Here is a 20,714-nt window from a genome sequence, read left to right on the forward strand (position 1 = left end):
TGAGATCACATCCAGATTGATTGCATTCTTACCAGAATTTCCACCATGCATCGCGCTTACCGGCTTTGCCTGTCAGGTAATCACTTTTTGGGTAGTTCTGCAGGAAGACGCGGTTTGCATCGTCTCGCAGTTCTGTCATGCCCATCGCATCGTAGGAGCGTATCAAAATGAACATTGCTTCTTCAATGGATGGCGCATCAGGGTACTCCTTGATGGCAGACTGTGCACGGTTGGCAGAAGCCAGGTAGGCACCACGGCGCAGGTAATAACGTGCAACGTGTACGTCATATTGCGCGAGTGCATTCACCAGATATTTCATGCGCAGGATCGCGTCTGGCGTATACTTGCTGTCGGGGAACTGGATTGCCAGTTGCTTGAAAGCATCAAAGGAATCGCGGGAGGCTTTAGGGTCGCGTTCGGTGATATCCTGATTTGCCAGGAAATTGAGCAAGCCGACCTGATCGTTGAAGTTGATCACGCCGCGCAAATAATACATGTAATCTACATGACTATGATTTGGGTGCAGCTTGATAAAGCGTTCAACAGCTGCCAGTGCTTGTGCCTGATCACCTTGTTTGTAATAGGCGTAGGCAGTTTCCATCTGCGCTTGTTGTGCGTAAGTACCGAAAGGGAAGCGTGATTCCAGTTTTTCAAAGTACTGAATTGCCTTTTCATAACCCCCGCTGGACATTTCGTCTTTAGCTTCAGCGTATAATTTTGATGCTGACCAGGTTTTGGTCTCATCGCCTTTTTCACCAAACACCCCGCAGCCGCTTAAACTTAAGGACGCGGCAACAGCCAGAACCAGCAATTTCAAAGATTTAATGTGCATAAATTTGTGCGTGAGCATGAAAACAATTTACGGATTATAGCCGATGGCAAAAAATGTGAAACAAACTACTACAGTGATTTTGTCAGATTCCGACCTGGACACTGAATTGGAAGGGCTGAACGATACCACCGAAGTGGACGAAGATTTTGCCCTTGTAGTAGAAAATATAGAATTAAAGCTCACTTCGGATGCTTGTGGTGAGCGTTTGGACAAGACTTTGTCCAAACTGGTTCCACAATATTCAAGAAGCCGCATCCAGCAATGGATAGAAGACGGTTTCGTTAGCGTTGATGGCAAGCCTGGTCGTGGCAAGATGACCATGCTTGGTGATGAAAAAATCATCATTGAGCCACAGGCCGCTCCTGATGAAGGTGCTTATGCGCCGGAAGACATCCCTTTGAACGTGGTGTATGAAGATGACGACATCCTGGTCATCAACAAGCCGGCTGATATGGTAGTGCACCCGGCAGCGGGTAACTGGTCAGGCACTTTGCTCAATGGCCTGCTGTATCGCTGGCCTGCTTTGCTCGGCGTGCCGCGCGCTGGCATCGTTCACAGACTCGATAAAGATACTTCTGGTCTGATGGTGGTCGCCAAAACCCTGATTGCCCATACTGAACTGGTGCGCCAGCTGCAGGACAGGACAGTCAAGCGTGAATATAATGCGCTGGTATGGGGGACGCCTAATTTGTCAGGCACAGTCGATGCGCCTATGGCCAGACATCCGCGTGACCGCATCAAGATGGCGGTTTCGCAAAGCATGCTTGCCAAACCTGCTGTTACGCATTTCCAGCGCGTGGGCGCTGGCATGCTGGAAAAATTCCCTGTCAGCCTGGTTGCCTGCCAACTGGAAACTGGCCGTACTCATCAGATACGCGTGCACATGCTGTCGCTCGGCTTTCCTCTGGTGGGCGATCCTTTATATGGCAAACAGCATCTGGCGCGTTTCTTTCACCGTCAGGCACTGCAGGCACGTAAACTTGGCCTGACACACCCTACCACGGGTGAGCATGTGGAATGGGAAATCCCCTTGGCTGATGATTTTGCAGCATTGCTGCAGCAGGCTGGCATACAGACAGTATGAAACCAGACAGCAAGAACTTGGCTGATCTTGCTCCTTTCCCGGTAGTGCTGCCCAACTGGCAGCACGCGCCCGCTAACGTGCGGGCGTTCACCACTACCCGTCATGGCGGGTTCAGTCTTGGTCCTTATGGAGATGCGAGCGGCAGCGCTGGCCTCAATCTTGGCGACCATGTCAACGACAATCCCATCGCAGTAAAACAGAATCGGGATAAATTAAATCGCCAATTGCCTTCGGATGTCATATTCTTATCACAAGTGCATGGCAATATAATACTGAATGCGGCGGACCTCATTGTTGGTAATACCAATATTGGTGATGCTGTCCTCAGTATGCAAGCAGGCCAGGTCTGCGCTGTGCTGACTGCCGATTGTTTGCCAGTTTTATTTACCGATGTCGCCGGTAAGGTCTTTGCAGCAGCCCATGCGGGTTGGCGTGGGTTGGCTGGCGGAGTACTGCAAAATACAGTGTTGGCGATGAGGGGGAAGGGCGCGAAAGAAATTATTGCATGGCTTGGTCCGGCTATCGGGCCGCAAGAGTTTGAGGTGGGGCGTGATGTACTGAATGCTTTTGCTGCGCAGATTCCTGATGCGCAGGCTTATTTCAAAGTACAAGCCATGCAGGATGGAGCAGAAAAATATCTGGCTGATCTTTACGGGCTGGCAAGAAAATTGCTAAATGACATCGGTCTTGACCAGGTTTTTGGTGGAGACCATTGTACGGTGACCGAAGTGGCGGAGTTCTATTCATACCGCCGTGATGGTGTCAGCGGAAGAATGGCCAGTCTGATCTGGATAGTGCCGGATTGATTTGCTTGATTTAATCTACTTTCGTTTCGGCTGCTTGATGCTCTGGATGTGCTTCCTGTGCTTGAAGGTCGTCTGAAACTGTTGGAGTTGCAGATTGTTTTTGCAGTGCAGCTTGTTTTTCCAGTCGTTCACGCTTGCGCTGTGGTGTACGCATCAGGTATAAAACTATTGTTAAAGGAAAAACGCAATACAGGAGGAACGTCATAATGCCTGCGATGACGGAGTGTTCTGTGATCGACATCATCAGTACGACGTAAATCCAGGCGATTGCAACGATATGCATAAGAACCTATTACTTATTATTGTGAATGCTTGATGCCCGCATCCATGGTGAGAATTGAATAGTGAGAACTGTATTGCAGCTTGGTATTGTAGCTCGATACTGCAGCTTATTTAATCAGGGAAAGAAAGCTTAAAATTATTTCGAAACGATACGCGAAAATCAGGAGGCACGCATGAAGACTTTCGATCCTCAAGCTATGTACTCCGAGTGGATGTCACAGCTAGTGAATCAAGACAAATGGCAGGAGTGGATGAAACCTGCCGCAACAATGAACCCCATGCCAGCAGCAGATATGCTGAAGGACTTGGGGGCGCAGATAGACCCTGCCACCATGACGCGCTTGCAAACGGAGTATATGCAAGAGTTTGGCAGGCTATGGCAAGACTTTGCTGTATCCAAAATCCCTGATCTGAAAGACCGCCGTTTTTCAGCCCCAGACTGGCATAACCATGCCATGCACTCTTATAGTGCAGCATCCTATTTGTTGAATGCACGTTTTTTGATGGCCATGGCAGAGTCTGTGCAGGCCCCAATCAAGACAAAACAGAAAATCGGTTTTGCAGTGCAGCAAATGATAGATGCGATGTCGCCTGCCAATTTTCTGGTCACCAATCCCGAAGCGCAAAGCAAGCTGATCGAGAGCAAAGGCGAGAGTCTGGCCAAGGGCATTACTCAAATGCTGGCCGATATGCAAAAAGGCCGCATTTCCCAGACAGATGAATCCGCCTTCGAAGTCGGCAAAAATGTCGCGACATCAGCTGGTACCGTGGTGTATGAAAACCATCTGTTCCAGCTTATTCAGTATCAGCCTACCACCAAGACAGTTCATCAGCGTCCCTTGTTGATGGTGCCGCCTTGCATCAATAAATTTTATATCCTTGATTTGCAACCTGAGAACTCGGTCGTGCGTTATGCCGTTGATCAGGGGCATACAGTGTTCCTGGTGTCCTGGGCGAATCCAGATGAAAGCATGGCCGAAGTCAGCTGGAATGACTATATCGAAGACGGTGCCATACAGGCCATCAAGGTCGTACAAAAGATCAGCAAGCAAGACAAGATCAATGCATTTGGCTTTTGCGTAGGAGGCACCATTGTCTCTACGGCCTTGTCAGTATTGGCAGCGCGTGGCGAACACCCGGCCAGCAGCCTGACTTTGCTGACTACCTTGCTCGACTTTACCCAGACTGGCGTGCTTGATGTGTTTGTCGATGAAATGCAAGTCAAGATGCGCGAGCAAACCATAGGTCGTCGTGGCATCTTGCCGGGCAAAGACCTGGCCAGCACCTTCTCCAGTCTGAGGGCAAATGACCTGGTCTGGAATTATGTGCAGTCAAATTACCTCAAGGGTGAAGCACCGCCGCCGTTTGACCTCTTGTACTGGAATGCCGATAGCACTAATTTGCCAGGCCCGATGTTTTGCTGGTATTTGCGTAATACCTATCTGGAAAACAAACTCAAGCAGCCCGGTGCATTGACAGTCGCAGGCAGCAAGGTTGATCTGGGAAAGATCGATGCACCTTGCTTTGTCTATGGCTCCAGGGAAGATCACATTGTTCCATGGCAGGCAGCTTTTGCTTCTACGGCTTTGCTCAATCCACGCCATAAAGACCGTAACCGGTTTGTGCTGGGTGCATCGGGCCATATTGCTGGCGTTGTTAATCCTCCAGCCAAGAAAAAGAGAAGTTATTGGACCAATGAGCAAGCTGGCCTGGATGCAGAAAGCTGGTTCGCCGGTGCCACAGAACACCCAGGTAGCTGGTGGCCAGAATGGTCGGCCTTTTTGAGTGAGCATGGTGGCAAGATGGTGAAAGTGCCAGCGACACCTGGAAATACAGAATTTCCTGCAATTGAGGCCGCACCCGGACGGTATGTGAAGGTAAGGGCAGATTGAGGGTTTGTTGTTAAGTAATTAAAATTCAATGAGGAGAACAAATATGTCAAAACGTGTTGCTTATGTTACTGGTGGTATGGGTGGTATTGGAACTCCAATTTGCAGGCGTTTGTGCAAAGATGGTTATACGGTAGTGGCAGGTTGCGGCCCAAATTCAGCCCGCAAGGATAAATGGCTGGCCGATATGCGTGCAGAAGGCCTGGACATTCATGCTTCTGAAGGTAATGTCTCTGATTGGGAATCAACCAAGGCTGCCTTTGAAAAAGTCAGGGCAGAAATTGGTGAAGTGGATGTGCTGGTCAATAATGCCGGTATTACCCGCGACGGCCAGTTCCGCAAGATGAGCAAGGCGGATTGGGATGCTGTCATGGATACCAATTTGAATTCTCTGTTCAACGTCACCAAGCAAGTCATTGATGGAATGGTGGATCGCGGTTGGGGTCGTATCATCAATATTTCTTCTGTGAATGGTCAAAAAGGCCAGTTTGGTCAGACTAACTACTCGACGGCTAAAGCGGGTATTCATGGCTTCTCCATGGCCCTGGCACAGGAAGTAGCGACTAAAGGTGTGACGGTAAATACGGTTTCCCCTGGCTATGTGGGTACAGACATGGTCAAGGCCATCCGTCCTGACGTGCTTGAAAAGATCGTTGCTGGTATTCCGGTCAAGCGTCTGGCTGAGCCTGAAGAGATTGCCTCTATTGTTGCCTGGATTGCATCTGATGAAGGTGGTTACGCTACTGGTTCAGACTTCTCTATCAATGGTGGTTTGCACATGGGTTAATCACCGCAATAACTCAGGAATGGCCAGAAATTAGAATAAATTTTTTAAATTGGCTTTTTAGCCTCCCTGATTGCTGTCTTTCTTCTGCAGTGCGGTAAAATATGCCCATCAGAGTCGCAAGATTTCGATGGGCATATCTTTTGCAGGCTGCAAAATACAAGATATAAAAAAGGGGACAAACATGGCTAGCTGTTTTGGCTGATCCAGAACAGGAAATCATGTTTGCGTGAATAGTCTGTGTTACTTTGACGAGTGATTCTCATCAAGTGGCAGGATATCGAAGTGTTTAACTGAGATCTCAATGAATAGCGCAAAAAAATCATCACAGCATCTGATCAAGAAATATCCTAACCGTCGTCTGTATGACACCCAAACCAGCAGCTATATCACGCTGGTAGATGTCAAGCAGTTTGTATTGGAAAACGATGATTTCGCCGTAGTCGATGCAAAAACGGGCGAAGATTTGACACGTAGTATATTGTTGCAAATCATTCTGGAAGAAGAAGCGGGTGGTTCGCCGATGTTCTCCAGTGTCGTTTTGTCACAAATCATTCGTTACTATGGTCATGCAATGCAAGGCATGATGGGCAATTATCTGGAAAAAAACGTCCAGGCCTTTATCGATATTCAGAATAAACTGGCCGAGAATTCCAAAGGCATCTATGAAGGCAAGCCCTTCAGCCCTGAAATGTGGACTCAGTTCATGAATGTGCAGGGCCCGATGATGCAAGGCATGATGGGCAACTACATAGAACAGAGCAAGAATTTGTTTGTGCAAATGCAAGAACAAATGCAAAGCCAGGCAAAAAACATGTTTAATGTCTTCCCGTTCAATCCGGAAGATGTGAATAAAAAGTAAATGATATTCAAGTTGAACAGGCTCACATTCTGACTTAAGCCCCTGATTCTTCAGGAAATTATCACAGATGCGGCAAGTTGGACTGGCAAAAAGGGTACAATAGCGGATTCGCTTTTGTACCCTTTTTGCTATTTATTGTCCTTATGTCTATCTCTGAAATTCGTCGTCAAGAAATGCCTGCTACCCACAAGGTGGGATTTGTGTCCCTGGGTTGTCCGAAGGCGCTCGTCGATTCCGAACAAATCCTGACCCAGTTGCGTGCCGAAGGTTACGACACTGCCAAATCCTATGACGGCGCTGATCTGGTCATCGTCAACACCTGTGGCTTTATTGATGCTGCTGTGCAGGAATCGCTGGATGCGATAGGCGAGGCGCTGGCTGAAAACGGCAGGGTCATCGTGACTGGTTGCCTCGGTGCTAAAAAAGATGCTGACGGCAAGGACATGATACAGTCCATCCACCCAAAGGTACTTGAAGTGACTGGCCCGCATGCAGTCGGTGAAGTCATGGCGGCGGTGCACAAGCATTTGCCCAAGCCACATGAGCCCTTCATGGATCTGGTGCCGCCACAAGGTGTGAAACTGACACCCAAGCATTTTGCTTACCTCAAAATATCTGAAGGCTGTAACCACCGCTGTAGTTTCTGCATTATTCCATCCATGCGTGGCGACCTGGTTTCACGCCCGATTGCTGATGTGATGATGGAAGCAGAAAACCTGTTCAAGGCAGGCGTGAAAGAATTACTGGTGATTTCTCAGGACACCAGCGCCTATGGTGTGGATATTAAATTCCGCATGGGCTTCTGGAATGGCAAGCCGGTCAAAACCCATATGACGCAACTGGTAGAAGCCCTGGGCGAGCTGGCCAAGCAACATGATGCCTGGGTACGCCTGCATTATGTTTACCCTTATCCGCATGTCGATCAGATCATTCCTTTCATGAACAACGGCCATGTCCTGCCTTATCTGGACGTGCCTTTGCAACATGCTCACCCTGACGTGTTGAAGCGTATGAAACGTCCGGCCAGCGGCGAGAAAAATATAGAGCGCATCAAGGCCTGGCGTGAAATGTGCCCGGAAATCACGATACGTTCTACCTTTATCGCCGGTTTTCCTGGTGAGACAGAAGAAGAGTTTGAATACCTGCTCGACTTCCTTAAAGAGGCTGAAATTGATCGTCTAGGTTGTTTTGCCTATTCGCCAGTCGAAGGTGCGACCGCCAATGAAATCGCCAATCAGTTGCCAGATGATGTGCGTGAAGACCGCCGTCGTCGCGTCATGGAATTGCAGGAAGGTATATCCAAAAAGCGCCTGCAAGCCAAAATAGGAAAAACCATGCGCGTGCTGATCGATTCTCTCGACCGTAGCGGTGGTGTAGGCCGTAGTTCTGCTGATGCGCCTGAGATTGATGGTGTCGTCTATGTGAAGCCTCCTTTTGAGCCACATCGCAAACTCAAGGTTGGTGAATTCGTCGAAGTGAAAATTACTGCGGCTGATGCCCATGACTTGTGGGGCGAAGCGGTCTGATGAGATTTTTGCGTTTGGTTTTATTGCCGCTGACCCTGTACTCAGGGTTTGCCTCAGGGCTTACGGTCGAGGCTCAGGATAAAACGGAGCCGGTTTCTCCGGCAGCATCGCGTTTTGCTCCCATGGCTAATCCCTTTTTTGCCAGAGAAATTGAATTCCAGGGAAAGATGGGGGATGACAAGATACGCATGCGCTTGCAACCAAAAACTGAAGACAGAGATAGTGTCGAAGGTTCTTATGTCGTGGCAGGTGGCAAGCGCAATCAAGGCAAGAAGATTTTACTGGCTGGAGAAGTCAGTGGTAACAAGCTCAGCATGGAGGAATCTGAAGACGGCGTAGATGTGTCTGGCCAGTGGGATGGCGAACTCAAGGACAATGTCATCCGCGGTATCTGGCAATCAGATGATGGCAAAGTCAGTAAAGAATTTGTACTTGAATTGCTGCCACTTCCAAAAAGTAAAAAAACCAAAGCTGTCTTAACCAAATAAAATAGTCTATCCAGATTTTCATCCAAGGCTGCTTATGCCGGCGGATATTTTTATGCGCAGGGCAGTTCTTGTCGTTGCCCCGTAATTCCAAATTGCGTGTACTTGAGGCAAATCTCAAATGGTACAATCCAGGCTCTTTTTCCCGGGCCTGGACGATCATGTTTTCAATAAAAAAAATTTGCGCACTTGCATTGTTGCTAGTGTCAATTTCTCCATCAGTACATGCTGATAACGCACCCAATCCTGCATCCTTTGCCAGCTTTCGCAAGCAGTTCAAGACTCAGGTGGCTTATGAGGGGAATGATCGTAGCCCTGTAGGTAATTCACCAGACAATGTATTTAAATCTGTGCAGTATCAGTCAGCAGTAGGGCAGCTTGCTGCCATGTTGACCCCCGACCCCAAAGACGGGAAAAAACACCCAGCCATCATCTGGATTACAGGCGGCGATTGTAATTCGATAGATGGAACAACTTTATCCCAAGCTAGTCCCAGAACTAATGACCAGTCTGCTGCGGCTTACCGCAAAGCTGGTATCGTGATGATGTTCCCGACTTTGCGCGGTGGTAATGATAATCCAGGTAAACATGAAGCACATTTTGGTGAAATTGATGATGTGCTGGCAGCGGCAGATTATCTGGCCCAGCAACCCTGGGTAGATCCATCGCGTATTTATCTTGGCGGACATAGTACTGGCGGTACTCTGGTATTAATGGTGGCAGAGACTAGTAAACGCTTCAGGGCAGTGTTTTCATTTGGCCCGGTCGCTGAGTTGCGTCAATACGGGAAAATGATGCCGGTTAATTACGACAAGATGAGTAGTGCGGACTTGCTGGCTCGCGCACCGTATTACTGGCTGCCATCTGTCGCCAGCCCTTTATTTGTTATTGAGGGTATGGATGGCAATATCCAATCCCTGGAGTCGCTGCGCAGTAAATCCCACAATCCTTATATTAAATTCTTATCGGTCAAAGGAGCTTCGCATTTTACGATTCTGGCTCCTGGTAACGATCTGATCGCCAGAAAAATTCTGCTGGATGATGGGTCTGCCAGTAACATCAGCCTGACAGAAAGTGAAATGATCAACGAGCTGTCAAAGAAATAGTTAACAAGACAGATTTTCAAAAGGCGCGTGATGCGCCTTTTTTCATCATGGAGTGCGTACTGCTTGTGCGCTAATATGTGCAAACATTTGGACTATTAGCGAAACAGGGACTAGCATGTCAGAAAATATCCGTCCTGAACCAGGATTCAATACCGGCGTCATCCACAATGAATATGTTGCACCAGAAGGTTTTGCTGCCTTCCCGGTTGGCATACATCATGCATCTACGGTCTTGTTTGAAAATGTCGCCGCCATGCGCGAGCGTAGTTGGCAGGATAAATCGGCATATACCTATGGCTTGCATGGTACGCCTACCAGCTTCACTCTGGAGGCCAGACTGGCAGAAATAGAGAAAGGTAAATTCTGCCTGCTCGCACCCAGTGGCCTGGCGGCAATTACGCTGGTCGATATGGCGTTTTTACAGAGTGGTGATCATGTCCTGATCCCGGATAATGTCTACGGCCCCAACCGCGACCTAGCAGATTGGTTATCACGCAGTTTCGGTATCAGTGTGCAGTATTATGACCCCTTGATTGGTGCTGGTATCGCAGCATTGATAACAGAAAATACTCGCCTGATCTGGGTGGAAGCACCGGGTTCTGTGTCAATGGAAGTACCGGATGTGCCCGCAATATGCTTTGCTGCCCATGCGCGCGGGGTATTGGTGGCGATGGACAATACCTGGTCGGCAGGGCTTGCGTTCTCTGCTTTTGCGCATGGAGTGGATATCATCATGCAGGCGCTGACCAAATACCAGAGTGGTGGTTCGGATGTCTTGATGGGAGCCGTCATTACCCGTGACAAGGCACTGAATACCCGGTTGCAACTGGGGCACATGCGTCTGGGCTTTGGTGTTGGCATGGACGACGTCTATCTGGTACTGCGCAATTTGCCAACGCTGCAACTGCGTTTTAACGCACACGATCAAAGTGCACGCAAAATTGCTGCTTGGTTAGCCCGGCGACCAGAGATCAGCAAGGTTTTGCATCCAGCCTTCCCAGATTGCCCCGGGCATGAAATCTGGCAGCGTGATTTTACCGGGGCAGGCGGCTTGTTTTCGGTGCTATTGGATGCGAAGTATACTGAAGAGCAAACCGACCTCTTCGTCGATAGCCTGAAACTGTTCAAGCTGGGTTATAGCTGGGGTGGGGCGCATAGTTTATGCGTGCCTTATCGCATGCAGTATATGCGTAGCAACTGGACAGAGTCAGGGACTTTGGTACGTTTCAATATAGGCCTGGAAGATACGCAAGACCTGATTGCCGATATAGAACAGGCTTTGGTGGCGCTGGTGTAAAAACAAAGGCTGCCAGCTTGTTATTCATGCAGCCTTCGTTTTAATAAATAAAGACTTATTTACTGGCACTGCTTGCTGCTGCTTCAGATGCTGGCGCGGCACTTGCGCTCGCTTCAGATGATGCAGCTGGCAGGCTTGCCGGAGCAGGAGCGGTGGCACTGGCGGAAGCGGAATGAACCTCGGTCGGATTATGGCCGGCTGCTTCACCTTGCATACTGACCTTATCACCCGCTTTAAAAATCAGGAACAGGGCCGCTGCTGCAAAAATAATAAAGCCGACGAGAATTTTCCACATAATTGTCTCCAGAGTTGAGCTTATAAGATGGACTAAGCTTAGAGGAGCTTGCTTACATCATTCTTGCATGTTTATGCAATGAAAGAAAAACCAAAAAAAAGAGTGAATTTCGATGGAAATTCACTCTTTTTCAATGTATCCCTGCAAGCAGGGATACAGGTTTGCCTGAAGCTTAGGCTGCCAGCAATTGACGCAATACAAATGGCAAGATACCGCCATGTTTGTAGTAGTCAACTTCGATAGGGGTATCGATGCGCAACAAGACTTTGACTTCTTTTGTCTCACCGTCCGCACGGTGGATCACCAGAGTCGCTTCTTGCTGTGGCTTGATCTCATCTTCTATACCTTTGAGGTCGAAAGATTCATTGCCGGTGATGCCCAGCGTATCAACACTGTCAGTGCCGAGGAATTGCAATGGCAATACGCCCATGCCAACCAGGTTGGAGCGGTGGATACGTTCAAAAGAGCGTGCAATCACAGCTTTAACGCCCAGCAATTGCGTACCTTTTGCTGCCCAGTCACGGGAAGAGCCTGTACCGTATTCTTCACCACCAAAAATCATGGTTGGCGTACCATCAGCAACATATTTCATCGCTGCGTCATAGATCGCCATTTGTTCGCCAGTTGGCTGGAACAGGGTTTCGCCGCCTTCAACGCGTGAGCCATCTTCCTTGGCCGGGATCATGAGGTTCTTGATACGCACGTTGGCAAATGTGCCGCGCATCATGATTTCATGGTTACCACGACGCGAGCCGTAGGAATTGAAATCGGCTTTCAGTACGCCGTTTTCTTTCAGCCATTTACCTGCAGGGCTGGATTCCTTGATGGAACCGGCTGGGGAGATATGGTCAGTCGTAATGGAGTCACCGAACACGCCCAGTGCACGTGCGCCAGTGATACCAGTCGCCGCAGCTTTTGGTTCCATCGTGAAGTCAGCAAAGAACGGTGGCTCAGCAATGTAGGTAGAAGCAGGCCAGTTGTAAACATCGCCTTCTGCGACGCCCTGGATGTTTTCCCACAGTTTGCCTGGAGCACCTTTAACGTCTGCGTAGTTTTCCTTGAAGGTTTTGGAATTCATCGCGAACTTCATCAGCTTGCTGATTTCTGCGCTGGTAGGCCAGATGTCGCCCAGGAAAATGTCCTTGCCTTTAACTCGGCCAACTGGCTCTGTCATCAGGTCGCGGGTCATATTGCCTGCGATGGCGTAAGCAACCACCAAAGGAGGAGAGGCCAGGAAGTTGGAGCGGATATTCGGATGAATACGTGCTTCAAAGTTGCGGTTGCCAGACAGGATGGCAGAAGCCACGATGTCGTTGGCAGCAATTGCTTCATTCATCGCTGGTGTCAGGTCACCGGCATTACCGATACAGGTTGTACAACCGTAGGCTGTGACGCCGAAACCGAGTTTTTCCAGGTAAGGGAGGAGGCCAGCTGCTTCCAGATATTTAGTCACAACGCGAGAGCCAGGAGCCAGCGAAGTTTTGATATGCGGCGCAACTTTCAAGCCGGCTTCAACCGCTTTCTTGGCCAGCAAGCCAGCTGCCAGCAAGACGCTAGGATTGGATGTATTGGTGCAGGAGGTAATTGCAGCGATCAGTACGTCGCCGTTTTTAACTTTGACGCCATCAGTATTGGTGTATACCGTGTTCAGGTCTTCAGCTTTTTTGTTGAAGCCATTTTCTGCTGTCGGCTTAGAGAACAGGTCTGCAAACGTAGATTTGACGTTACCGATTTCTATACGGTCTTGCGGACGCTTAGGGCCAGCCAGGGATGGTGCAACTGTGGCCAGATCGAGGCTGATTTCTGTCGTGTAGTCGATGTCGCCAGCAGCAGGAATACCGAACATCTTCTGCGCTTTGAAATAGCCTTCGAATGCGTCGATTTCTGCCTTGGTACGGCCTGTGCCTTTGAAGTAATCGATAGTCGCTTCATCAACAGGGAAGAAGCCCATCGTTGCACCGTATTCCGGCGCCATGTTGGCAATAGTCGCACGGTCTGTCAGGGACAGGGAGCGTGTACCTTCGCCAAAGAATTCAACAAACTTGCCAACAACCTTGGCTTTGCGCAGCAATTCTGTGATTGTCAATACCAGATCTGTTGCCGTGCAACCTTCGCGCAATGCGCCAGTCAGATTCACACCAACGACGTCAGGTGTCAGGAAGTAAACCGGTTGACCCAGCATGCCAGCTTCTGCTTCGATACCGCCTACACCCCAGCCTACTACGCCGATACCATTGATCATGGTGGTGTGGGAGTCTGTACCTACCAGTGTGTCAGGGTAGAAGACTTCATTTTTCTTGGCATCTTTGACTTTGTGTACACCGCGTGCCAAGTATTCCAGATTAACCTGGTGCACGATACCAAAGCCTGGAGGAACCACGCCAAAAGTATCAAATGCCTGCATGCCCCATTTCATGAACTGGTAACGCTCGTTATTGCGTTGGAACTCCAGTTTCATGTTCAGGTCTAGCGCTTTCTTTTCGCGGAAATGATCGATCTGCACAGAGTGATCAACCACCAGATCAACTGGAACCAGCGGTTCGATATTTTTTGCATTCTTGCCTTGTTTGGCAGCGACGTTGCGCATCGCAGCCAGATCAGCCAGCAAGGGTACGCCGGTAAAATCTTGCAGGACAACGCGGGATACCACGAAAGGGATTTCGTCTGTGCGGGCTGCAGTTGCACCCCAGTTCGCCAGTTGTTTGACGTGCTCTTCAGTGACTTTTTTGCCGTCGCAGTTACGCAGCACTGATTCCAGTACAATACGGATGGAGACTGGCAGGCGTGAAATTTTTACGCCGAGATTTTTTTCCAATGCAGGCAGGGAAAAGAACTTGCCTTTCTTGGTGTCTGAAATTTTAAAATCTTTCAGGGTTTTGAATGCATCTTTGTACGCATTTTGGCTCATGGCTCTTCCTCTTATTTACAAAAATCAACGATCAAAAAATATTTACATCAAATTACTGCAATATCCACTCAACTCCATCCGGTCATACTGAGCAAATATTGCGTGTTATGGCACCAGAACTTACTTGACTGGCGCTGCACCGGTATCTTTGCTACTCACTTCTGCCAGTGACGCTGCTTCTGTCTTGCACTCATTGGCTAACTGCTGGCCCTTATGCGAATCAAGTAACAAACCTTTGGCGGGAATACCTATCCAGACAAATCCTGACTTGCGGTTTTCAAAGCGCACAGCACCTGTTGTGGTATCGACCTTGGTCAGCCGGTACAGGCGTTTTTTCCAGCGCATGGCCACATGGTCTGCATCTTCAGGGTTGGTATACATGGTCAGGGAGTTACCGAGCTCGCATTTATACTCGAAGTTCTTGTGCAGGGCCACGTCCGGTTCCGGCTCGTCATCTTCTTTTGTTGCCTGGGCAGCGGCAGGTTTTGCTGCCTTTGCTGTTGATTTGGTTTTGCTGCGTGGTGCTTCCACTGCATGGGTATTGGCGGCAAGCAGGGTGCATGCGGCAAATGCCAGGCTGATAAAAGAAAGTAATTTCATGTTGTCTCCTAGAGTAACTCTTGTGCTGCTGCCGGTAATGCGACTTGCCCCGACTGGGCTCGTCTTAAAATTGTCCAATAATAGCGGTAACTGGCTCTGTCATGTAGCTGTCCTTGCCATTGGATGGGCCCCCAGTCCTGTTTTTTTGCCTGGCTCAGGATGCCTATGGCATCCTGGATGTGGTTTTCGTTGGGGGAAAATGCCTTTATGACAGGCTGTATCTGGTCAGGGTGTATGCTCCACATGCGTGTATAGCCGCACTCACTGGCTGCGCGATGTGCGTCATTCGCCACGACGCTGGTGTCCTTGATCTCGGTGGTGACATTGTGTGAGGCCACTTTGCCATAGCGATGGCAGGCCGCAGCAATTTCCAGTTTGGCCCGCAAGACCACGGGATGGCTGAATTGCCCAGGTGAACGCATCGCCGATGCAGGTATGGCGCCAAAATGGGAGGAGACAAAATCCATTAAGCCAAATGACAGGCATTCTACCTGGGGCAGGGCGGCAATCTGCTGTACTTCTGCCAGTGCGCCATGGGTTTCTATCAAAACGTGAACCGGGATCAACTGGCCGTCAGTTTTTTTTCCAAAATTATTAATGCGCTGGAGTGCGTTCTGTAATTCAGCAACATTGTTTATTTTTGGTAAAACCAGATAAGCGAGTTTGTCTGCGCATACGGGTAGTATGATTTCCAGGTCTTGCTCAAATGCGGGGTGATGTACATCGTGCACCCGCACGCCAAGGCGCTGAAAATGATTGTCTGTACTGTTCACGAAACCAGTGACCAGATTTGCATGGTTGATCTCGTTGCCAGCGGCCGCGCCATCTTCACAATCGAGAGTGATATCAAAAACTCCACCCAGTTCCTGTTGTAGCGCAATCGATTTGCGCATCAATTTTTCAGATCCTGCGTAATGGTCGCAGACCGGCAATATAACCGGTAGAATTTGATCCTGAAAAAGTACTGTAGATGGATGCATTACTTAATATATCGTCGTGAATCAAGGCAGATTCCAGCGGTTGCCAGAACCTGCCCCCTTACCTGATTAACCTACCAGGTGTTTGACGCCATCACGCTCTTCTTGCAATTCTTTGAGTGTGATGTTGATGCGTTCACGGGAAAACTCGTCGATTTCCAGACCTTGAACGATAGTGTATTCGCCGTTTTCTGTTGTCACAGGGAAGCCGAACATGGTGCCTTCAGGGATGTCATAAGAGCCATCGGAAGGAATACCCATTGTTGTCCATTTGCCATCCGTGCCCAGCAACCAGTCACGTACGTGGTCAATTGCTGCGTTCGCTGCAGAAGCTGCAGAAGACAGACCACGCGCTTCGATAATCGCCGCGCCGCGTTTGCCAACTGTCGGCAGGAATACCTCTTTGTTCCAGACTTGATCATTGATCAGGTCTTTGACGGATGCGCCATCTACTGTCGCAAAGCGATAGTCAGCGTACATGGTTGGGGAGTGATTGCCCCATACGCACAGTTTTTCAACTGCAGCAACTGGCTTGCCAACTTTAGCGGCGACTTGAGACAAGGCGCGGTTGTGATCCAGGCGCAGCATTGCTGTGAAGTTTTTAGCTGGCAGGGAAGGTGCCGATTTCATCGCGATGTAAGCATTGGTATTGGCTGGGTTGCCAACGACCAGAACTTTAACATTGCGGGATGCTACTGCATCCAGTGCCTTGCCTTGTACAGTGAAAATCTGTGCATTGGCTTCCAGCAGATCTTTGCGTTCCATGCCTGGGCCGCGTGGACGTGCACCAACCAGCAGGGCCACGTCAATATCTTTGAACGCTGTCATTGGATCGCTGTGAGCTGACATGCCAGCTAACAGTGGGAATGCGCAGTCGTCGATTTCCATCATTACGCCTTTCAGCGCTTTCTGGGCTTTTTCGTCAGGAATTTCCAATAATTGCAGAATCACTGGCTGGTCTTTGCCCAGCATGTCGCCATTGGCGATACGGAACAGAAGGGAATAGCCAATTTGGCCTGCGGCGCCGGTAACAGCTACGCGCATAGGGGATTTCGCCATGATGCATCTCCGAAGTGGTGTGAAAACGATGTTCAAACAATTGCAGCGACTGATAAGCCGACGCTATGTAAAACACTTAATGATACCGTTGAAAGCGCTGTCAGTCAGCCAAAATCCGCTGCAAACATGTTTTCGTTCTTTACATTGAAAGCGTTCGAACTATATTGCTTGGTGTGACTGCTTTGTGACAGATCGATAGCTGAGGACGCCTGATGCAGACCCCGACTATTATTTGTACGGGAGTGTAGGTCGTGCGGGGCTAAGTGTCAATCAATATCTTATGTCTTATATAAGACATATCACTTAGTTTTTGTTCTGGACGTGCTGGGTGGTTTTGTGGTGAAATTGCAGTCTATGAATTCAATCATACCAACCGCAAACAATCCGATTGTTACCCCGGCCACTTCAGGTGCTGGCGTCGGTGCATCGTCTTTGAGTGCTTCCCCCACCTTCAGTCCATTATATCAACAGATCAAAGCCCTGATTACCCAGAGCCTGCAATCCGGTGAGTGGAAGCCAGGCGAGTTGATCCCCAGTGAGATGGAGTTGGCCAGTCGCTTCAAGGTCAGTCAGGGTACAGTGCGCAAGGCGATTGATGAGTTGTCGGCTGAAAACCTGGTGGTGCGTCGTCAAGGGAAGGGGACTTTTGTTGCCACTCACCATGAGGCGCGTTCACAGTTCCGGTTTTTACGTCTGGCGCCTGATGAGGGCGTGCCACATTATCCTGAAAACCGCATCATTGAAGTCAAGCGTATGCGTGCACCGGCAGAAGTGGCGCGTTTGCTTGATATCAAATCTGGCGACTCCGTCGTTTTTATCCGACGTGTTCAATCTTTTTCTGGTGTCCCTACCATTCTTGATGACCTGTGGTTGCCCGGCTCCATCTTCAAAGGCCTGACCGCTGAGCGTCTCAATGAATACAAGGGGCCGATGTACGGTTTATTTGAAACTGAATTCGGCACGCACATGATACGGGCTTCTGAGCAAATCCGGGCGGTTTGTGCAGATGCAGCGATAGCTGATTTGTTAAATGTCGATACGGGTACGCCTTTGCTCAATGTGGAGCGCGTTTCTTTTACTTATGGCGACAAGCCGGTTGAGTTGCGCCGCGGTTTATATCTGACGATGAATCATCACTACAGAAATGAATTGAGCTAAATCAATCAGGTATTTGATTTGCTGTGGTTTTTGGGGGTGAAAAGTCTCGTGAGCTGCAATTTTGCTGGCTCAGCGTGAATTTGGCTTTAGGTTTAAGATAGCGATATTTTGTTAATCGCGATGATTTTTGTTGGTGCAATGCACCAAAATGAGCGAAAATTGCAAGGTTTATGTACAGACTAGTTAATGGGGAGATTATTTATGTCTGAAGTTGTAAGAGCCAAGCCACGCTTTGGTGTAATGCGCTTGATAGATGCAACCGGTTACCGGTTGCCGCTGGCAGGCTTTGTTTCCATCTTGCACCGGGCAAGTGGAATGCTGATGTTCCTGTTGTTGCCATTCATCTTGTATTTGCTCGATAAGAGTTTGACATCAGAAGCGACATTTGCCGAACTGCAGGCGTTGACATCTGGTGTTTTCGTCAAGCTGATCATCCTGGCTTTGTCATGGGCTTATCTGCACCATTTCTGCGCTGGCATCCGTCACTTGCTGATGGATCTGCACTATGGTCTCGACAAGGATAGCGCACGTCAGTCTGCAGTGAGTGTGTTGGCGATCAGTCTTGTGCTGGCAGCATTGATAGCCTTGAAACTGTTTGGAGTATTTTAAAAATGGCAAATAATAATATTGGACCAAAGCGACTGGTCGTGGGAGCAAGTTACGGTTTGCGTGACTGGCTGGCGCAGCGTGTTACCGCCATCGTCATGGCGCTATATACCGTCATTTTGCTGGGCTTGTTTTTGACGGGCAAAAACTTCAATCAGGCTGCTTGGGCTGGCATATTTGCCATGCAATGGTTCAAGCTGGCGACTTTCTCTGTTGTCATCTGCCTGTTGTATCACGCCTGGGTTGGTATGCGTGATATCTGGATGGATTATGTGACGCACAATGTATTTGTTCGTCTGGTATTTCAAGTTGCCACTATTCTGTGGCTGATTGCTTGTGCTGGCTATGCTGCACAGATTTTGTGGAGAGTATAAAAGTGGCTGCAATTAAATCCACAATCCCTAGCCGCCGTTTTGATGCGGTCATCGTTGGTGCTGGCGGTTCCGGCATGCGTGCTTCTCTGCAATTGGCAGAAGCTGGCCTGAATGTCGCTGTACTATCTAAAGTATTTCCTACTCGTTCTCATACAGTGGCTGCGCAGGGCGGTATTGGTGCTTCCCTTGGTAATATGTCGGAAGACAACTGGTACTGGCATATGTTTGACACGGTCAAGGGTTCTGATTATCTGGGTGACCAGGATGCGATCGAATTCATGTGTCGTGAAGCGCCAAAAGTCGTGTATGAGCTCGAACATTTCGGCATGCCTTTTGACCGTAACGCGGATGGCACGATTTATCAGCGTCCTTTCGGCGGCCATACTGCCAATTTTGGTGAAAAGCCAGTGCAGCGTGCCTGCGCTGCAGCTGACCGTACCGGTCATGCCTTGTTACACACTTTGTATCAACGTAACGTCCGCGCCCGTACCCATTTCTTTGTTGAGTGGATGGCAATTGACCTGATCCGCGATGCGGACGGTGATGTGCTGGGCGTTGTTGCGCTTGAAATGGAAACTGGCGAAGTCATGATGCTGGAAGCCAAAACCACGATATTTGCCACTGGCGGCGCCGGTCGTATCTGGCAAGCTTCTACCAACGCATTTATCAATACCGGTGACGGTATGGGTATGGCGGCTCGTGCTGGTCTGCCACTCGAAGATATGGAATTCTGGCAATTTCACCCAACCGGTGTTGCCGGTGCTGGTGTCCTGATTACCGAAGGTGTGCGCGGTGAGGGCGGTATTCTGGTGAATAGCCAGGGTGAGCGCTTCATGGAGCGTTATGCGCCTACACTGAAAGATCTGGCCCCACGTGACTTCGTTTCCCGTTCCATGGATCAGGAAATTAAAGAAGGTCGTGGCTGTGGTCCGAATAAAGATCACGTCATGCTGGACTTGCGTCATATCGGTGCTGACACTATTCAAAAACGTTTGCCATCGATTCTGGAAATCGCGCATAAGTTTGCCAACGTTGATGCAACCAAAGAACCGATTCCTGTCGTTCCTACGATTCACTATCAGATGGGTGGTATACCTACCAACATCTATGGCCAGGTAGTTGCTCCGAAAAACGGTGGCAGCGAAATCGTCAATGGTTTGTATGCAATTGGTGAATGTGCCTGTGTATCCGTGCATGGTGCAAACCGTCTGGGTACGAACTCCCTGCTTGATTTGCTTGTGTTTGGCCGTGCGGCGGGTAATCACGTGGTTGCAAGTAACCTCAAGGCGCGCAGCAATAAAGATTTGCCTGCTGATGCAGCTGATCTGGCGCTGTCACGTTTGTCCAAGCTGGAAACCAGTACAGGTTCCGAGCGCGTGCAAGATGTTGCCAATGCGATTCGTGGCACCATGCAGCAATACTGCGGTGTGTTCCGTACAGATGACTTGCTGCAAACCGGCTACAAGAAAATTATGGAGCTTGATGAGCGTCGCAAGCACGTTTCTTTCAAGGATAAATCCAAGGTCTTCAATACTGCCCGTGTAGAAGCACTGGAACTGGATAATCTGATCGAAACAGCCAAGGCAACGATCACATCCGCTGCCGCCCGTAAAGAATCCCGTGGCGCGCACGCGCACCGTGATTACGAACAGCGCGACGACGTGAACTGGATGAAGCATACCTTGTGGTATTCCGAAGGCAATCGCCTCGACTACAAGCCAGTCGTGACCAAACCACTGACTGTAGAAACCTTCAAGCCTAAAGCCCGTACATTCTAAAGAGAT

20 protein-coding genes are annotated in these 20,714 nt (G+C 49.3%); 13 read left to right on the top strand and 7 right to left on the bottom strand.

Annotated elements, in window-relative coordinates:
• Positions 1 to 28: 28 nt before the first annotated feature.
• Positions 29 to 832: an outer membrane protein assembly factor BamD gene (locus ACO0LN_RS01700; RefSeq protein WP_422951093.1), complete on the bottom strand. Its 804-nt coding sequence runs from the start codon at positions 830 to 832 to the stop codon at positions 29 to 31.
• A gap of 43 nt (positions 833 to 875) precedes the next feature.
• Between ACO0LN_RS01700 and ACO0LN_RS01705 the strand changes: the two genes are divergently transcribed.
• On the top strand, positions 876 to 1,916 hold the full coding sequence (locus tag ACO0LN_RS01705; RefSeq protein ID WP_422951094.1) for an RluA family pseudouridine synthase: 1,041 nt from the start codon (positions 876 to 878) through the stop codon (positions 1,914 to 1,916).
• The gene (gene pgeF / locus ACO0LN_RS01710) at positions 1,913 to 2,722 is read left to right on the top strand and encodes a peptidoglycan editing factor PgeF (protein WP_422970662.1); all 810 of its coding nucleotides are present in this window, start codon (positions 1,913 to 1,915) and stop codon (positions 2,720 to 2,722) included. The genes ACO0LN_RS01705 and pgeF overlap by 4 nt, the downstream gene beginning before the upstream one ends.
• Positions 2,723 to 2,732: 10 nt before the next feature.
• Here the strand turns inward: pgeF and ACO0LN_RS01715 are convergent, their stop codons facing one another.
• Positions 2,733 to 3,005 (bottom strand): hypothetical protein, encoded by a 273-nt coding sequence (locus ACO0LN_RS01715; RefSeq protein ID WP_422970663.1) that lies wholly within the window; start codon positions 3,003 to 3,005, stop codon positions 2,733 to 2,735.
• Positions 3,006 to 3,177: 172 nt separating this feature from the next.
• On the opposite strand from ACO0LN_RS01715, the gene phaC reads away from it, so the two are divergent.
• From phaC to ACO0LN_RS01750, 7 genes are all read left to right on the top strand, one after another.
• Positions 3,178 to 4,896 carry a class I poly(R)-hydroxyalkanoic acid synthase gene (gene phaC / locus ACO0LN_RS01720; RefSeq protein WP_422970664.1) on the top strand — a complete coding sequence of 573 codons (1,719 nt, stop codon included), beginning with the start codon at positions 3,178 to 3,180 and terminating at the stop codon, positions 4,894 to 4,896.
• Between the two features lie 43 nt (positions 4,897 to 4,939).
• Entirely contained in the window at positions 4,940 to 5,680 is a 741-nt protein-coding gene (locus ACO0LN_RS01725) for a 3-ketoacyl-ACP reductase (protein ID WP_110253708.1), read from the top strand.
• 301 nt (positions 5,681 to 5,981) lie between these two features.
• On the top strand, positions 5,982 to 6,539 hold the full coding sequence (phaR, locus tag ACO0LN_RS01730; RefSeq protein ID WP_110253707.1) for a polyhydroxyalkanoate synthesis repressor PhaR: 558 nt from the start codon (positions 5,982 to 5,984) through the stop codon (positions 6,537 to 6,539).
• Between the two features lie 143 nt (positions 6,540 to 6,682).
• Complete coding sequence (rimO, locus tag ACO0LN_RS01735) at positions 6,683 to 8,065, top strand: 30S ribosomal protein S12 methylthiotransferase RimO (RefSeq protein ID WP_422970665.1); 1,383 nt, start codon at positions 6,683 to 6,685, stop codon at positions 8,063 to 8,065.
• Positions 8,065 to 8,553 carry a hypothetical protein gene (locus tag ACO0LN_RS01740; protein WP_422970666.1) on the top strand — a complete coding sequence of 163 codons (489 nt, stop codon included), beginning with the start codon at positions 8,065 to 8,067 and terminating at the stop codon, positions 8,551 to 8,553. Before rimO ends, ACO0LN_RS01740 begins: the two co-directional genes overlap by 1 nt.
• 158 nt (positions 8,554 to 8,711) lie before the next feature.
• Positions 8,712 to 9,656, top strand: a complete 945-nt coding sequence (locus tag ACO0LN_RS01745) for an alpha/beta hydrolase family protein (RefSeq protein ID WP_422970667.1) — start codon at positions 8,712 to 8,714, stop codon at positions 9,654 to 9,656.
• A 115-nt stretch (positions 9,657 to 9,771) separates the two neighbouring features.
• On the top strand, positions 9,772 to 10,953 hold the full coding sequence (locus ACO0LN_RS01750; protein WP_422970668.1) for a cystathionine beta-lyase: 1,182 nt from the start codon (positions 9,772 to 9,774) through the stop codon (positions 10,951 to 10,953).
• A gap of 55 nt (positions 10,954 to 11,008) precedes the next feature.
• Here the strand turns inward: ACO0LN_RS01750 and ACO0LN_RS01755 are convergent, their stop codons facing one another.
• From ACO0LN_RS01755 to ACO0LN_RS01775, 5 genes are all read right to left on the bottom strand, one after another.
• Positions 11,009 to 11,248 (bottom strand): hypothetical protein, encoded by a 240-nt coding sequence (locus ACO0LN_RS01755; protein WP_422970669.1) that lies wholly within the window; start codon positions 11,246 to 11,248, stop codon positions 11,009 to 11,011.
• A 172-nt stretch (positions 11,249 to 11,420) separates the two neighbouring features.
• Positions 11,421 to 14,156, bottom strand: coding sequence for an aconitate hydratase AcnA (acnA, locus tag ACO0LN_RS01760; RefSeq protein WP_422970670.1), 2,736 nt, complete (start codon positions 14,154 to 14,156; stop codon positions 11,421 to 11,423).
• Between the two features lie 120 nt (positions 14,157 to 14,276).
• A complete protein-coding gene (locus tag ACO0LN_RS01765; RefSeq protein ID WP_422970671.1) occupies positions 14,277 to 14,756 on the bottom strand; it encodes a hypothetical protein in 480 nt (159 codons plus the stop codon).
• An 8-nt stretch (positions 14,757 to 14,764) separates the two neighbouring features.
• Complete coding sequence (locus tag ACO0LN_RS01770; RefSeq protein WP_422970672.1) at positions 14,765 to 15,736, bottom strand: HpcH/HpaI aldolase/citrate lyase family protein; 972 nt, start codon at positions 15,734 to 15,736, stop codon at positions 14,765 to 14,767.
• 66 nt (positions 15,737 to 15,802) lie between these two features.
• Complete coding sequence (locus ACO0LN_RS01775; protein WP_422970673.1) at positions 15,803 to 16,792, bottom strand: malate dehydrogenase; 990 nt, start codon at positions 16,790 to 16,792, stop codon at positions 15,803 to 15,805.
• Between the two features lie 354 nt (positions 16,793 to 17,146).
• Between ACO0LN_RS01775 and ACO0LN_RS01780 the strand changes: the two genes are divergently transcribed.
• From ACO0LN_RS01780 to sdhA, 4 genes are all read left to right on the top strand, one after another.
• On the top strand, positions 17,147 to 17,950 hold the full coding sequence (locus ACO0LN_RS01780) for a GntR family transcriptional regulator (RefSeq protein WP_422970674.1): 804 nt from the start codon (positions 17,147 to 17,149) through the stop codon (positions 17,948 to 17,950).
• Between the two features lie 201 nt (positions 17,951 to 18,151).
• Positions 18,152 to 18,559 carry a succinate dehydrogenase, cytochrome b556 subunit gene (gene sdhC, locus ACO0LN_RS01785; RefSeq protein ID WP_422970675.1) on the top strand — a complete coding sequence of 136 codons (408 nt, stop codon included), beginning with the start codon at positions 18,152 to 18,154 and terminating at the stop codon, positions 18,557 to 18,559.
• Between the two features lie 2 nt (positions 18,560 to 18,561).
• A complete protein-coding gene (gene sdhD, locus ACO0LN_RS01790) occupies positions 18,562 to 18,930 on the top strand; it encodes a succinate dehydrogenase, hydrophobic membrane anchor protein (protein WP_162041576.1) in 369 nt (122 codons plus the stop codon).
• 2 nt (positions 18,931 to 18,932) lie between these two features.
• Entirely contained in the window at positions 18,933 to 20,708 is a 1,776-nt protein-coding gene (gene sdhA, locus ACO0LN_RS01795; RefSeq protein ID WP_422970676.1) for a succinate dehydrogenase flavoprotein subunit, read from the top strand.
• The last annotated feature ends 6 nt before the right edge of the window (positions 20,709 to 20,714 follow it).

It is taken from the genome of Undibacterium sp. TC9W (assembly GCF_049339865.1).
Classification (GTDB): Bacteria; Pseudomonadota; Gammaproteobacteria; order Burkholderiales; family Burkholderiaceae_D; genus Undibacterium.

Bases quoted from the DNA above. Each gene is read 5' to 3' on its own strand.
- ACO0LN_RS01700 (WP_422951093.1), bottom strand. From the start codon at position 832: ATGCACATTAAATCTTTGAAATTGCTGGTTCTGGCTGTTGCCGCGTCC.
- ACO0LN_RS01705 (WP_422951094.1), top strand. From the start codon at position 876: ATGGCAAAAAATGTGAAACAAACTACTACAGTGATTTTGTCAGATTCC.
- pgeF (WP_422970662.1), top strand. From the start codon at position 1,913: ATGAAACCAGACAGCAAGAACTTGGCTGATCTTGCTCCTTTCCCGGTA.
- ACO0LN_RS01715 (WP_422970663.1), bottom strand. From the start codon at position 3,005: ATGCATATCGTTGCAATCGCCTGGATTTACGTCGTACTGATGATGTCG.
- phaC (WP_422970664.1), top strand. From the start codon at position 3,178: ATGAAGACTTTCGATCCTCAAGCTATGTACTCCGAGTGGATGTCACAG.
- ACO0LN_RS01725 (WP_110253708.1), top strand. From the start codon at position 4,940: ATGTCAAAACGTGTTGCTTATGTTACTGGTGGTATGGGTGGTATTGGA.
- phaR (WP_110253707.1), top strand. From the start codon at position 5,982: ATGAATAGCGCAAAAAAATCATCACAGCATCTGATCAAGAAATATCCT.
- rimO (WP_422970665.1), top strand. From the start codon at position 6,683: ATGTCTATCTCTGAAATTCGTCGTCAAGAAATGCCTGCTACCCACAAG.
- ACO0LN_RS01740 (WP_422970666.1), top strand. From the start codon at position 8,065: ATGAGATTTTTGCGTTTGGTTTTATTGCCGCTGACCCTGTACTCAGGG.
- ACO0LN_RS01745 (WP_422970667.1), top strand. From the start codon at position 8,712: ATGTTTTCAATAAAAAAAATTTGCGCACTTGCATTGTTGCTAGTGTCA.
- ACO0LN_RS01750 (WP_422970668.1), top strand. From the start codon at position 9,772: ATGTCAGAAAATATCCGTCCTGAACCAGGATTCAATACCGGCGTCATC.
- ACO0LN_RS01755 (WP_422970669.1), bottom strand. From the start codon at position 11,248: ATGTGGAAAATTCTCGTCGGCTTTATTATTTTTGCAGCAGCGGCCCTG.
- acnA (WP_422970670.1), bottom strand. From the start codon at position 14,156: ATGAGCCAAAATGCGTACAAAGATGCATTCAAAACCCTGAAAGATTTT.
- ACO0LN_RS01765 (WP_422970671.1), bottom strand. From the start codon at position 14,756: ATGAAATTACTTTCTTTTATCAGCCTGGCATTTGCCGCATGCACCCTG.
- ACO0LN_RS01770 (WP_422970672.1), bottom strand. From the start codon at position 15,736: ATGCATCCATCTACAGTACTTTTTCAGGATCAAATTCTACCGGTTATA.
- ACO0LN_RS01775 (WP_422970673.1), bottom strand. From the start codon at position 16,792: ATGGCGAAATCCCCTATGCGCGTAGCTGTTACCGGCGCCGCAGGCCAA.
- ACO0LN_RS01780 (WP_422970674.1), top strand. From the start codon at position 17,147: ATGAATTCAATCATACCAACCGCAAACAATCCGATTGTTACCCCGGCC.
- sdhC (WP_422970675.1), top strand. From the start codon at position 18,152: ATGTCTGAAGTTGTAAGAGCCAAGCCACGCTTTGGTGTAATGCGCTTG.
- sdhD (WP_162041576.1), top strand. From the start codon at position 18,562: ATGGCAAATAATAATATTGGACCAAAGCGACTGGTCGTGGGAGCAAGT.